At 36.2% G+C, this 14623-nt stretch carries 13 protein-coding genes; 4 read left to right on the top strand and 9 right to left on the bottom strand.

Annotated features, from left to right (window positions below):
• Positions 1-279: 279 nt before the first annotated feature.
• From thiL to mutM, 9 genes are all read right to left on the bottom strand, one after another.
• The gene (thiL, locus tag H3T44_RS00005) at positions 280-1233 is read right to left on the bottom strand and encodes a thiamine-phosphate kinase (RefSeq protein WP_198195423.1); all 954 of its coding nucleotides are present in this window, start codon (positions 1231-1233) and stop codon (positions 280-282) included.
• Positions 1234-1236: 3 nt separating this feature from the next.
• Positions 1237-1734 (bottom strand): transcription antitermination factor NusB, encoded by a 498-nt coding sequence (nusB, locus tag H3T44_RS00010; protein WP_198195425.1) that lies wholly within the window; start codon positions 1732-1734, stop codon positions 1237-1239.
• 41 nt (positions 1735-1775) lie between these two features.
• Positions 1776-2234, bottom strand: a complete 459-nt coding sequence (nrdR, locus tag H3T44_RS00015) for a transcriptional regulator NrdR (RefSeq protein WP_122123554.1) — start codon at positions 2232-2234, stop codon at positions 1776-1778.
• 123 nt (positions 2235-2357) lie between these two features.
• Positions 2358-4817 carry a DNA topoisomerase (ATP-hydrolyzing) subunit B gene (gene gyrB / locus H3T44_RS00020; protein WP_198195427.1) on the bottom strand — a complete coding sequence of 820 codons (2460 nt, stop codon included), beginning with the start codon at positions 4815-4817 and terminating at the stop codon, positions 2358-2360.
• A 108-nt stretch (positions 4818-4925) separates the two neighbouring features.
• Positions 4926-6041: a DNA replication/repair protein RecF gene (gene recF / locus H3T44_RS00025; RefSeq protein WP_198195429.1), complete on the bottom strand. Its 1116-nt coding sequence runs from the start codon at positions 6039-6041 to the stop codon at positions 4926-4928.
• Between the two features lie 24 nt (positions 6042-6065).
• A complete protein-coding gene (gene dnaN, locus H3T44_RS00030; protein WP_198195431.1) occupies positions 6066-7190 on the bottom strand; it encodes a DNA polymerase III subunit beta in 1125 nt (374 codons plus the stop codon).
• Between the two features lie 96 nt (positions 7191-7286).
• On the bottom strand, positions 7287-8828 hold the full coding sequence (gene dnaA / locus H3T44_RS00035; RefSeq protein ID WP_198185352.1) for a chromosomal replication initiator protein DnaA: 1542 nt from the start codon (positions 8826-8828) through the stop codon (positions 7287-7289).
• 231 nt (positions 8829-9059) lie between these two features.
• Positions 9060-9329, bottom strand: coding sequence for a 30S ribosomal protein S20 (gene rpsT, locus H3T44_RS00040; protein WP_110437968.1), 270 nt, complete (start codon positions 9327-9329; stop codon positions 9060-9062).
• A 107-nt stretch (positions 9330-9436) separates the two neighbouring features.
• Positions 9437-10300 (bottom strand): bifunctional DNA-formamidopyrimidine glycosylase/DNA-(apurinic or apyrimidinic site) lyase, encoded by an 864-nt coding sequence (mutM, locus tag H3T44_RS00045; RefSeq protein ID WP_198195433.1) that lies wholly within the window; start codon positions 10298-10300, stop codon positions 9437-9439.
• A gap of 23 nt (positions 10301-10323) precedes the next feature.
• Between mutM and H3T44_RS00050 the strand changes: the two genes are divergently transcribed.
• The 4 genes from H3T44_RS00050 (at position 10324) to H3T44_RS00065 (ending at position 14613) form a co-directional block, all read left to right on the top strand.
• Positions 10324-11094, top strand: a complete 771-nt coding sequence (locus H3T44_RS00050) for a class I SAM-dependent methyltransferase (protein ID WP_110437970.1) — start codon at positions 10324-10326, stop codon at positions 11092-11094.
• A gap of 25 nt (positions 11095-11119) precedes the next feature.
• Positions 11120-12337, top strand: coding sequence for a bifunctional phosphopantothenoylcysteine decarboxylase/phosphopantothenate--cysteine ligase CoaBC (coaBC, locus tag H3T44_RS00055; RefSeq protein ID WP_198195435.1), 1218 nt, complete (start codon positions 11120-11122; stop codon positions 12335-12337).
• Positions 12338-12342: 5 nt separating this feature from the next.
• The gene (gene dut / locus H3T44_RS00060) at positions 12343-12801 is read left to right on the top strand and encodes a dUTP diphosphatase (RefSeq protein WP_155568092.1); all 459 of its coding nucleotides are present in this window, start codon (positions 12343-12345) and stop codon (positions 12799-12801) included.
• Positions 12802-12888: 87 nt separating this feature from the next.
• Complete coding sequence (locus H3T44_RS00065) at positions 12889-14613, top strand: ABC transporter permease subunit (protein ID WP_198195436.1); 1725 nt, start codon at positions 12889-12891, stop codon at positions 14611-14613.
• Positions 14614-14623: the final 10 nt, after the last annotated feature.

Consider the following 14623-nt stretch of genomic DNA (forward strand, 5'->3'; position numbering starts at 1 on the left):
AGCTGGGGCAAAACCACGACCTATGGCAGGACGGCCATTGACACGGTCGTGAATGGAACAAACTCGGTCACCATCAATAATGAAATTAAATTATAGAAAAATATGTTAATAGTTTTTTAACGATTGAATATTTATAAAAAATTAGATAGTTTTGTCATTAAAATGATATGAAAATTAATGGAAATAAGTTAATAAGTTATTATACAAAACGTATAATATATATTATGCCAACTCATTTTATAAAAAATATATATTTTTATCAATTAGTTCTTTAAAATTTTAAATATGACTCCAACCTAATTTCCTTAATTTGATTTCATTATCATATTCATCCAAAATGTGTATTTGACCATTGTTATATTCTGTGCAATAACCAATTTTTGTTAATTTGATACCAACACGTTTAGATTCTTCAAGTGCTTTATTTTCTTTGTTAACAGGTATTGTAAAAATAAGTTCATAATCATCACCGCCTGTAATATACGTTTGAAAATAATCCTTTTGAAATTTTTTAGCCTCATTTGATAATGGTATTGAATTGGTATATATAACTGCGTCAACCCTACTTTCTCGAGTTAAGTGACTAAGATCCTGTACAAGACCATCTGAAATATCCATGGCCGCTGATGCAATTTGATTTAATGATAATTCAATCCTGGGTTGAGGTATATGATAACGATCAATAAAATACTGATTGGTAGATATTTTACCATCCAAAGCTAATAAACCCATGGCAGCATCACCAATGGTTCCTGTTACCCAAATCCCGTCAGTTGGTTTAGCGGTATTTCGACGTATTGCTTGACCTTTTCTAACTTTTCCTAACATTGTTACTGATAAGGTCATATTATTCAAATTTTTTGTTGTATCTCCTCCAAATAGAGAAAGACCATATTTCTTTTGATCATGGGCCAATCCTTTTGTGAAAAGATTCATCCACTGGTGATTAAAATATTGATCTGGAAGTGATAATGCCAATAAATATCCATATGGTTTTGCCCCCATTGCAGCTATATCAGAAATATTACATCTCAACAATTTGCGAGCAATAAGATCAGCTGGATCATTTTTGAAAAAATGGACACCTTCAGACATAGCATCCATAGTCAAAACAATTTCTTCATTTTGATTCAAAGATACTATTGCAGCATCATCTGTGAGATCAAGAGCTTCAGGGCCACTTAATTTTTTAAAATATTGATCAATGATCTGAAATTCGGGGGGCAACTCCATAAATTAGGCCTTGTTTTCCATTTCTTTCCTTAAACGGTTGGCAAGATTATTAAGAATTCCATTAATCAATACAGATTCATCACCATTACTAAACGCATGTGAAACATCGATATATTCATTGATAATAACTTTTTTTGGTGGTTCAATATTATCAAGTAAAAGTTCTGTAACTGCAGCTCTTAATATGGCTCTAATAATAGGATCCAACCGTTGAAAAGGCCATTCATTTGGTAACGATGATTTAATTATTGTATCAATTTCTGGAGATCGATGTACAAATCCCTGAACAACAGAAGTAAAAAGTGGAATGTTAGGGATATGGGTTTTACCATCAATATAAGTTTCATCATGAAAATCAGGTGAAATACGATAAATCAGAAATTGCTCTATCAATAAATTTGCAGCTTTTTCAATACCCTGTTCCCATTGAAAAATAGCCTGGACAGCTGCAATTCGGGTTAACGTTCTTGGCCTCTTCATTATATTTTTTTGGTCGCTCATTATCATCCTAAAATTAAAAAACTTATATTAATTATAATTTACTATTTTTCATGATGTTCAAGGGTAGGAAGAAGTTCGGCAAAATCTTCAATAACCTGAAAATCACAGTAAACACTGGCAAAACGTATATAGGCAACCTTGTCAATTTTTTTCAGCATTTCCATGGTTGCAGCACCTATAGATTCAGATGAAATAACATTGTCACCTAAATCAACAAATTGTTTTTCTAGTTTATTGGCAATCTGATCAATATCTGTAGCTCTAAAAGGACGTTTACGCATTGCAAGTTCGATTGAACGCACAAGCTTTTCTTTATCAAACGGAACTCTTTGTCCATTTCGTTTCAAAACCATCAAGTCTCTTGGTTGAATTCGTTCAATAGTTGTAAAACGCTGATTGCATTTAATACAAATGCGTCTACGTCGGATGGCAGTCCCGTCCTCTGTGGAGCGGCTATCCTTGACCTGGGTATCTTCATTTCCACAAAATGGACAGAACATTTTTTAACCTATATCCCTAATAAAATAATGAATGTAATAATATTTTATTAATAATAACAATAACGGATTAAAATACGGATATTGATATTCAATTTAGCTTTAACTTAATAAAGTACATTGAAATCAAATATCAAGGTTTGCAACGGTCAACGCATTATCAACAATAAAATCTCTTCTTGGTTCCACAACATCACCCATCAATGTTGTGAAAATTTCATCTGCATTTTCAAGGTCCCCCACTTTTACCTGCAATAAAGTCCGTGTAGCAGGATCAAGAGTTGTATTCCAAAGCTGATCATCATTCATTTCACCAAGCCCTTTAAAGCGATTAATGGCCAAACCTTTTTTTCCGTTATTCATTAGCAATTCATATACTGAAGATGGACCGCTCACTTTTTCATCTCTTTTATCAATGGACAAGTTTGCAGGTTCATTAAAATCAGTAATCAATTTTTGCCTGTGCTGATTAATCCAAGCAGCATTTTTACTTTTAATAATGGATAAAGGTATAGAATAAGATTCCTTGACACCTCTCACTACACGATGAATTTTCATTCCATCTTCAACACTGATTTGCCATCCTCTTTCTGATTTTGCGGATAAACTGTCAAGTCGATCTTGTAATTCCTGGCGACATTTTGAATCATTCATATTATCTTCGTTTAAAACACCGCACATGACCGCTTGTTCGAGAATCCATAAAGGTGCATATTTTTCAAAAAATCTCAAACGATGAAGTATAGATGAATAATCTTTTACATGATTTTCAAGCTCGTTTTCTCTAAGCTCTGTTCCATCGGCCAAGTACAAAGCTGTATTATTTATCGCTTTTTTCAATAGATAATCTTCAAGCGCTTCATCATTTTTTAAATATCGTTCGTCATTACCTCTTTTTGCTCTGTATAGTGGGGGTTGCGCAATATAAACGTATCCCTTTTCAATCAGTTCAGGCATCTGACGGAAAAAGAAAGTTAATAATAATGTACGTATATGTGATCCATCCACATCCGCATCTGTCATAATAACAATCTTGTGGTATCTTAACTTTTCAAGAGAAAAGCCACCTTGTTCAACGTCTCCTCTACCAATACCTGTTCCAAGGGCTGTTATAAGCGTACCAATTTCAGCAGAATTTAACATTCTGTCAAATCGTGCACGTTCAACATTCAAGATTTTGCCTTTTAGTGGCAAAATTGCTTGAAAACGGCGATCCCTTCCCTGTTTTGCAGTACCACCAGCTGAATCACCCTCAACAATAAAGATTTCCGATTGTGCAGGATCTTTTTCCTGACAGTCAGCTAATTTACCGGGTAAGGAAGAAACGTCCAAAACGCCTTTTCTTCGGGTAAGCTCTCTGGCTTTACGTGCTGCTTCACGAGCTGAAGCAGCATCAAACGCTTTGGAAATGATTAGTTTTGCTTCTTTTGGATGGGTTTCAAACCAATGGCCAAGCATATCGGATATTGAATTCTGAACAGCGGGTTGAACTTCCGAGGATACAAGTTTATCTTTTGTTTGAGATGAAAATTTAGGATCAGGAACTTTTACAGATAATATGGCGGTCAATCCCTCACGCATATCATCTCCTATTAATCCAAGGGATCCTTTTTTATTATTATTTAAAACTTCATCCGCATATTTTCCCACTATACGTGTTAGGGATTGACGAAAACCTGCGAGATGAGTTCCACCATCCTTTTGGGGAATATTGTTTGTGAAACATAATACATGTTCATTATAGGTATCATTCCATACCAAGGAACATTCCACTTTAATGTTGGTTTTTTCGTTATAGAAACTACCGGTAATGGGATCAATAAGGTTATTTTTCGATTTAGTTAACCATTTGACAAATTCACTTAGACCACCCTCGTAATGGAATTCTTCCTTTACAACTTCATCTTCACGTTCATCTGTAACGATTATTTCCATACCTGAATTCAAAAAGGCCAGTTCACGTAGGCGGCGAGTTAATATTCCAAATTCAAATACAATATGCGTAAAAATTTCTTTACTTGGTTTAAAGGTGACTTCAGTACCAGTCGGTTCTTCACTTGATCCTTTTTCCGTTAAAGATTGAACTGTTTCACCATTTTCGAAACGAATAAAATATTCCTTACCATTTCGCCAGATACGTACTTCCATCCATTCAGACAACGCATTGACAACTGCTGCACCCACCCCATGGAGCCCACCTGAAACCTTATAGGAATTCTGATTGAATTTTCCCCCTGCATGCAATTTTGTCAACACTACCTCAGCAGCACTTATTCCCTCTTCAGGATGAATATCAATGGGTATGCCACGACCGTTATCCCTGACTCTTATGCTGCCATCTTTACATAACGTTAATATACACTGATCGGCAAATCCGGCTTGGGCTTCATCAACGGCATTGTCAACGATTTCAAATACCATATGATGCAATCCGGATCCATCATCTGTATCTCCAATATACATGCCGGGTCTTTTCCTAACTGCCTCCAACCCTTTTAATACAGAAATTGAAGAGGCATCATATTCATTATCACTATCATTATTTAAATGAGATGAATGAATTGAATTATCGTTAGTATTAACCATGTTCAATGGGGCTCCAGAAATAATTAAATTTATATTTATTTTTATTAAACAACAGATGGGTAATAATGCGCATAAAAGAACATTTATTTTACCAGAAAGAATAAATAATCATACTATTTTTCCATGATTCAAGTTTAAAAAATCGTAGTTTTTCTCAAAATCATAAAAATCAGATATCTCGTTCCCTGTGATAATAACAAAACTATCAATATCAAGAAGACTGGAAAGTAGAATTTTCCTATGATAGGAATCAAGATGCGTGAGTGGTTCGTCCAAAAGTAACAAAGGTTGAATTTTCTTATTTATTTTAATTAATTCAAGCAGTTTTAATATAACACTAATTAAAATCGCTTTTTGCTGACCTGTACTCGCCATCTGCGCAGAAATATTACTTTTATTTTCAAAAAAGACAACATCCATCCGATGGCAACCTAAAGCAGTTGATCTATTCTCCGCATCTTGATCTCGATTGATTTTCCATTTCTGTTTCAGATAGTCTTCCGTTACCAAGGCAGGATGTTTCATAAGATAATCTGCAATGGAACAATTTAATTTTAACAGGGTTTCAGGAAAAGCTTTTTGTATAATATTTATTTGATTTAATTGCTGGATAAAATTAATTCTCGCTGCAGTTATAGCCACGGCATGTCTTGCCATTGATTCTTCAACTGCTTTCAGCCAATTATGATCCAACACATTTGCTGAAAGTAATTTATTTCTTTGAAAAAGTGATTTTTCATAAGCTGCCAATTCTTTGGCATAATATCCCTCCAGACTAATTATAAGTTGATCAAGAAACCGTCTTCGACCAGATGGACCTTCTAAAAATAGTCGATCCATTTGAGGTGTTAACCAAACAGCCGCAAGATAGTGGGTAATTTCATTCTGATTTTGAATTATATTGCCGTTAATCCTGTATTGTCGTTTTGATGAAAAAGGAAAACAGCCCGTAGAAAGTGTAAAATTGCTATCATATTGCTGATTTGAAAATTCACCTACTATCCCCCATCCCTGAGTTTGATTATTATTATTGGCCAAATCTTCAATTCTTGCTTTACGTAATCCTCTACCAGGAACCAACAAGGACAACGATTCTAATAAATTTGTTTTACCACTTGCATTTGGACCGTAAGCCACGATTTTTTGGCTTGGAACAGTCCAAACAAGTCGTTCAAAATTACGGAAATTTGTTAAAGTAAGACGTTCTAGCTTCGTCATACTCATTATATAAGCATCTAAATAAGAATATTAAACCCGCATTGGCATTAATACATATAATGCAGAAGGATCATCAACATCACGAACAATTGTCGGGGCTGAATTGTCAGCAAGAATAAATTCTACCTGATTGTCAATCTGGTCGGTTATGTCATTTAAATATCGTGCTTGAAATCCAATTTCCAACGGCGTGGATTCATATTGAACTTGTGAACCGTCAAGTTCTTCCTTTGCATTGCCTTGGTCAACGCTGCTCGCAGATAAAACAAGGGAATTGTTATCCAAAGACAATTTGACTGGACGGGATCTTTCCATACTAATTGCAGCCACTCTTGCCACAGCTGTAGCAAAATCTTGTTTTCCAACCCGTAAAACCTTTGTATTGTTTTTGGGAATGACCCTTTCATATTCCGGAAATGTACCATCAATTAACTTGGACGTTAATGTGACACTTCCAAAATTTAACTGAATACGGGTATCGGATAACATGATCTGGATATTTTCTTCCGCTTCTTCCAGCAATTTATATATTTCATATATAGTCTTGCGGGGTATTATTATACCAGGTATGTTTTTTGCACCTTCAGGCATTGTACATTCGACCTTGGCTAGACGATGACCATCAGTTGCGACAGCGCATAATTTATTTTCGTTTTCACTGTTTGTAATATGAAAATATATGCCGTTTAAATAGTAGCGCGTTTCTTCAGTTGAAATAGCAAATCTTGTCTGTTCAATAAGTTTTCTGAGCACCTCAGTTGAAATCTGAAAATTATGGGGAAAATCACCAGACGTCATGGAAGGAAATTCTTCTACATCCAATACATTCAGGCTCGTTACATACTTACCCGCCCTTAGCGATAATGGCATATCAATACTTGTATGGGTCAGTTCGATTATAGCACTGTCAGGCAGCTTGCGTACAATTTCATATAAAACCGAAGCCGGTGCCGTAACAGCGCCATTTTCCAATGATTCTGCTTGAATGGTTTCAACAATTGCGATTTCCATATCTGTCGCAGTTAATGTCATTTGTCCATCCTGAACCTCAATTAAAACATTGGCAAGAATGGGAATAGTATTACGTTTTTCAGCCACACTTTGAATATGCGCCAGGGCCTTAAGTAATATTGTACGATCAACCTTTAGTTTCATTAACTAAAACCTATTCAAGATATATATAAACAATATAAAATGCTATAAATTATAATGTTTAGCAGTATTCTAAAACAAATACCACAGGAAAATGTCTTAAGTTTCCAACATTCTGCGAAGTAACTCCACATCTTCAGCAAATGAAGAATCTTTTTCCATCAATTCAGCCACTCTACTAATGGCATGCATCACGGTAGTATGATCCCTGTTCCCGAATTTTCTGCCAATTTCAGGTAATGACCTGCTTGTTAATTGTTTCGCCAAATACATTGCGATCTGTCTTGGTCGTGCAACTGCACGGGCTCGTCGGGCAGATGTCATGTCCGTTTGACGAATATTGCAGTGTTCAGCAACCTTTCTTTGAATTTCCTCAATTGTAACACGTCGTTCATGGGATTTTAAGATATCATGAAGAACTTCTTGGGTTGCTTCCAGTGTTATGGGACGTCCGAAAAGATTTGCATGTGCGATTAAACGGTTTAGAGCCCCTTCAAGCTCTCTTACATTTGTAGTAATTTTATGAGCCAGAAATTCCATTACTTTTGGTGAGATAACTACCTTGGCGGATGCCGCCTTAGCTTCTAGAATGGAAATTCTTAATTCATAAGTTGTAGCATGAATATCAGCAACCATTCCGCACCCTAATCGTGTACGCAAACGATCTTCAAGCCCCGATAAATCAGAAGGTGATTTATCGGCAGATACGATGATTTGGCGACCCGCATCAATCAAGGCATTGAATGTATGGAAAAATTCCTCTTGTGTATTGTCTTTGCCAATTAAAAACTGTAAATCATCAATCATCAAAACATCAACCGATCGCAATTCTTCCTTAAATTCTATTGTAGATTGAGAACGAATAGAGGCAATAAAACGGTACATAAATTTTTCAGCTGACATATAGGAAATTGAAATATTTCCTGCCTTTGCCAATTCAAATCCGATTGCATGCATTAAATGGGTCTTACCCAATCCTACCCCACCATATAGAAATAATGGATTAAACCCTGTGCTTGAAGGGCATTCAGCCACTCTTCTTGAACACGCATAGGCAAATTCATTTGGTTTACCGACTATAAAATTTTCGAAGGTAAATCGTGGATCTAACTGTAAATGTAAAGGAAGCTTATCTTCTTCTTTTGCCTTATCTCCCAAACTGGTATCATTATTAATAACATTTATAGAATGGGCTTCCTTAACATGATTGAGTTTAGTATCTGATTTTTGTTGGTTTGAGAATTCTGTTTTAATATTATCTATGCCAGAATATTTTTCCGCATCGGAACTGTTTTTATGAGATAAAATTTGATCATTTTCAATTTTTGAAGCCAGTTTTAACTCTACTCGACGAATTTGAGGCAGTTCAGCATGCCATAACTGACTTAACTTGTTGTTGTATTGAGCTCTAACCCAATCTCTTAGAAAACGGGTGGGTAGATATAAGGTCAGTTCATCTTCATCAATTGCGCCAAGCGTTATTTGCTTCAACCATGTACGATATTCCACCTCACCAACTTCAACCTGCAGGCGGCTACAAATACGCCCCCAATGTATTTCCAATATTGATTTAAGCGTATTGGGGTCTGCATCCTGAAGCGATAATTTAAATTCTTGAGATTCGTTTGTGGGTTCGGACATACGTGAAGAAAACTTATTGAATATGAAAAGTAAGCAGATGTTTTATAACGGTTTCTTTAAAATACACCTCTTTTATACTTTTATAAAGTACCAAAATTTTCCTGATTATAATTTATTATTTCAACATTTAAAGTAAAAAAAACCCGATGAATGATATTCATTCGTCGGTTTTCTTTTATAAAGCGAGTTACAGCAAAATGTGTAATTTGCTGTATATATTTAAGCCAATAACTAAGCTGTTTTTAAATTCTTGATCTTTCCTGCCAAGCGAGAAATTTTACGAGCAACAGTATTTTTGTGCATAATACCTTTTGTGCATGCTCTTTGCAATTCTGGCTGTGCATGACGAAGTGCTTCAACAGCGCCTTCTTTGTTTCCTGCCAAAAGAGCTTCTTCAACTTTTTTTACAAAAGTACGAACCCGCGACTTGCGAGCCTTATTACGTTCAGTGCGTTTTAAAGTTTGACGTATACGCTTACGCGCAGATGCGATATTCGCCATGGATTTCCTGTTTGTCTATTTTCGTTTAAATGGATTAATACTACACATTAATGCATGTTATTAATAGCTTACTGTTCATACGTCAAGCGAATTATTCAATGATTTTTTCATTTTTGGCAAATTTCGCAATAAAAACTTGAACGCCCTGCCTGAACCGTTCTTTTTATAACTGTTTTTCTTCCCTTTTGTAAACAGTAATTACACAATTCGCCTTTTTTACCATAAACATTCCATTGCATTTGGAAATAACCTTTTTCACCATTTGAATGAACATAATCACGCATACTAGATCCTCCCGCCTCGATCGCTCTAAGCAAAATGGATTGAATGGATTGAATCAATAATAGAATTTCTTGTCTTTTTAATTCACACGCACTTTGAAAAGGTGAAATTCCAGCAAGAAATAAAGATTCACAAACATAGATATTACCTAACCCAGCAACAACACGTTGATCAAGCATTGTATTTTTAATACATTGTTTTTTAAGTTTAAATTTTTCATGAAGATAATCACATAATATCGCCTGGTGAGAGGAAACGTTAATCCCTGTATCGGGCAAAGGTTCGGGTCCCATCATTTTTAAAAGATTATGTATCGTATTTGTTGGAAACAAATCTATTATTCCAAAACGCCTTGGATCTATAAACTGAAGACATTCACCTTCATGGGTTAATATCGTTAGATGTTCATGTTTTTGTTTTTCATAACCTGATCCAGAAGGTTGCACGATAATTTTTCCAGACATTCCCAAGTGAAATAAAACGGTCAATCCGTTGTTTAATTCCATTAAAATATATTTGCCACGTCTATTAAATTTTACAATTCTGGTATTTGCCAAGCATGTTTCTAATGTTATAGGTATAGATTGACGTAGGTTAATTCGATGGCGTTGAACGCTTTGGATTGTATGATTAGTCAATTTTTTTTCCAATCCACGTCTAATTATTTCTACTTCGGGCAATTCTGGCATAAGTTTTTCTGAAAATTAATCGTATGAAAAATAATAATGATACCGCTTTTCAATCCAACGAACATATTACCGATTTTGGATTTCGACAAGTTAATGATAAAGAAAAACCTTCAATGGTAAAGGCTGTTTTTGATAGTGTCGCACAAAAATATGACATAATGAATGATTTAATGTCATTGGGCATTCATCGGGTTTGGAAACAGATATTTATTCAAGAGCTACATCCCACTCCCAATTTAACATTACTTGATTTGGCTGGAGGTACAGGAGACATAAGTTTTGGTTGGTTAAATCGTGGAGGTGGCACGGTTTTTTTAACAGATGTTAATTACAGTATGCTTCATGTAGGTCAGGAACGTGCACTTGACCGTGGATATGTGGACAATATCCATCTTTTTTGTGTTGATGGGGAGAAAATTTGTTTGCCTGATCGATCTGTTGATCGTGTAACTATTTCATTTGGCTTGAGAAATTGTACACACAAGAATCAAGTTCTAGAAGAGGCAAGACGGGTATTAAAACCGGGGGGGAGATTTTTATGTCTTGAATTTTCTAAATTGATTATTCCCTTTTTACGCCCTCTATATGATGCATGGTCTTTTCAGGCATTGCCACGTATAGGTCAAATTATTGCCAAGGATCGTGATAGCTATCAATATCTGGCAGAAAGCATTCGTACTTTTCCAGATCAGGAAACACTTAAATCTCTGATGGAACAGGCTGGATTGGAACGTGTTACTTATCAAAACCTTTCCGGTGGAATAGCAGCAATCCATTCAGGTTGGCGCATATAATTAGTTACAATTTGAAAAAAATTCCATGGTACCCAAAAACATTTTACTAATCATTTCTGGCGGAATAGCAGCCTATAAAGCTTTAGAACTCATAAGTCTATTTCGCAAAAATCATCATAATGTAAAATGTGTTTTGACGCAATCAGGGGCTGAATTCATTACTCCCCTTTCTTTGCAAACCTTAAGTGGCAATGAAGTTTATCAAGATTTATTTTCATTGACCCAAAATCATAATATTGAACATATTTCATTAACCAGAGAAGCGGATCTTATAATTATCTATCCCGCCTCTGCCAATTTGATTGCAAAAATTGCCTTGGGTATTGCCGATAATCTTGCCAGCACTATTATTTTAGCTGCTCCACCAACTATGCCTGTTCTTATTGCTCCGGCAATGAATGTTCATATGTGGGAAAATCCTATTACACAAAATCATATACAAACACTTAAAGAAAGAAATATGGTCATTGCAGGACCCGCAAAAGGAAAGATGGCCTGTGGAGAGTATGGTTATGGACGCCTTATCTCTCCAGATAAATTTACAGATCATATTCGTAATATCTTGGCGCCTGATCGCCCCTTGGAAGGCAAGAAAGCACTTGTCACAGCTGGTCCAACTTTCGAACCGATTGACCCTATCCGTTTTATAGGTAATTATTCATCAGGCAGACAAGGTTATGCCATTGCAGAAAGCTTACGGGATGCTGGTGCAGAGGTTACCCTGATTTCAGGACCCGTATCACTATCACCACCTGACAATATAAACACCGTAAAAATTAAGACAGCTAATGAAATGCTAGATGTATGTCTTGCACATTTACCTGTAGATATGGCTGTTATGACTGCTGCAGTTTCTGATTGGCGAGTCAGGAATGTTGCCAAACATAAAATCAAAAAGACAGCGGATATTCTCCCACCAATTCTGGAAATGGAAATCAATCCTGATATTCTTGCAAAAATTTCTCAACTAAAAAATAATCGTCCAAAACTTGTTATCGGATTCGCAGCGGAGACTGAAAACCATTTAAAAAATGCAGTTGATAAAAGAATACGTAAAGGTTGCGATTGGATAGTTGTTAACGATGTCCGATCTTCAACAAATATCATGGGGGGCTCAGAAAATGAGGTGACAATTCTGTCATCCTCTGGTAAGCAGCATTTTGAGAGAGCCAGTAAAGAAAAGATTGGATATCTTTTGACGCAGGAAATCATTACATTTTTCAAATCAGAAAATAGGGGGTAATTAACATGTCCTTGGCACCCTTTCCTAGAATTCGAGTAAAAAGGCTGGCACATTCCATAGAACTGCCACTCCCTTCCTATGCAACCATTGGTGCGGCAGGAATGGACTTACTGGCTGCCATTAATGAACCGATTACAATCTTATCGCAAGAAATAGCGCTTATTCCTACAGGGTTACAGATAGCTTTACCCCATAATTATGAGTTGCAAATCCGTCCCAGATCAGGATTGGCCCTGAAACATGGAATATTACTTCCCAATTCTCCCGGTACGATTGATGAAGATTATCGTGGTGAAGTTAAAGTAATTTTATTGAATACAGGGAAAGAATCCTTTGTGGTCGAACGTGGTATGCGCATTGCGCAAGCTATTATAGCCCCAGTTATTCGGGCAGTTTGGGAAGAAACAGATATTCTCGAAGAAACGGAACGATCGTGTGGAGGTTTTGGAAGTACGGGTGTCTGATCATTTTTTATATAATATGATCGAGTTTAGTTAATAATTATCGTTCAATCTAACAATAAAATACAATTAAGAGGACTAGGCGGGCAAATGAAAAAACAGAATATTCCCGCCAGCGTAACTGTTCAATCAAAACCAAATATTTTTGATGCAATCACCATTATATGTGTGATTGCACTAGGGGTATCGATTGCAACAGCTACACGGCACGTTATACAACCCTTGAATATGCCAAATGCGCAAATTATACACCTGGATCCCATCTATTTGCCAGGATATGCCATGCGTACAACTTTACGCATGTTTGCCGCTCTTTTCGCTTCTTTACTTTTTACCTTTGGATATGCAGTCTTGGCAGCCAAAAGTCGTAAGGCGGAAATGCTGCTAATTCCTGTTCTCGATATATTGCAATCTGTGCCCATTTTAGGATTTTTAACCTTTACAGTTGTCTTTTTTATGGGATTATTTCCCGGCAAAATTCTTGGTGCCGAACTGGCTGCAATTTTTACGATTTTTACCAGTCAGGCATGGAATATGGCATTTAGTTTGTATCAATCCCTCAAAACGATACCTCCTGATATGGAAGAAGCCGCACGTTGTTTTGGTTTAACTGGATGGCAACGTTTTTGGAAACTGGAAGTTCCATTCGCTATTCCAGGATTGATCTGGAATATGATGATGTCCATGTCCGGTGGCTGGTTCATGATTGTCTATTCAGAAACAATCACTGTTGGAAATACAAACATTGTTTTGCCTGGAATAGGATCGTATGTTGGAATGGCAATTGAACAAAGAAATCTGGCCGCAATTTTTTATGCAATTGGAGCAATGTTGTTTGTTATTTTGGCATATGACCAATTACTATTCCGTCCCTTGGTTGCATGGTCATCAAAATTTAGATTTGAAACTACACAAAGCGAAACAGACACTGCTCCTTGGTTTTTACGTCTTATACATAAAACCTATTTTATTCGGTGGGTAATGACCTTTATTGGTAAATTAATGCATAAGATTGCCAACCTGCCTCTTGGCAGGAAAAATAATTTCTTCAATGAAAAATTCATTGTAACAAAAACATCAGATGTCATTTATATTTCTGTATTATGTTTTCTGGGCATAATCGCTGGTTTTTACATTTATCACACTGTCCATAACCAATTGACCATTCATGAAATTTTATATGTTATCTGGCTGGGATTTTTAACACTTTTAAGAGTTATAAGCATGATAATTCTGGCAAGTATCATTTGGGTACCTGCAGGAATATGGTTGGGATTACGTCCCAAATGGGCAAAAAGAACACAGGTTATCGCGCAATTCATGGCTGCCTTTCCAGCCAATCTGTTTTTTCCGTTTTTTGTTGTTGGAATTGTTCATTTTCACTTAAGTAGTAATATTTGGTTGACGCCATTGATGATATTGGGAACACAATGGTACATTTTATTTAATGTTGTTGGTGGTGCCTCAAATTTTCCCGGTGATTTGAGAGAGGTGGTAAACAATTTACAAATCCATGGAAAACTATGGTGGTTTAAGGTTATGTTGCCTGCCATTTTTCCCTATTATGTTACAGGAGCACTCACTGCATGTGGAGGAGCTTGGAATGCTTCCATCGCTGCAGAATTAGCAAGTTGGGGCAATACAACCTTGATTGCTGAAGGTTTGGGATCATATATCGCACTTGCAACAGAAATGGGCAATACATTTAAGGTCGGACTTGGCATGGTTGTAATGTCGGCCTTTGTCATTCTTTTCAATCGGATTGTCTGGCACCCTTTATATAGTTTTGCGCAACGACGCTTGTCCTTTATCTAAGGAAAAAACC

The organism is Commensalibacter sp. M0355 (assembly GCF_016101365.1).
In the GTDB taxonomy this organism is placed as follows: Bacteria; Pseudomonadota; Alphaproteobacteria; order Acetobacterales; family Acetobacteraceae; genus Commensalibacter; species Commensalibacter melissae.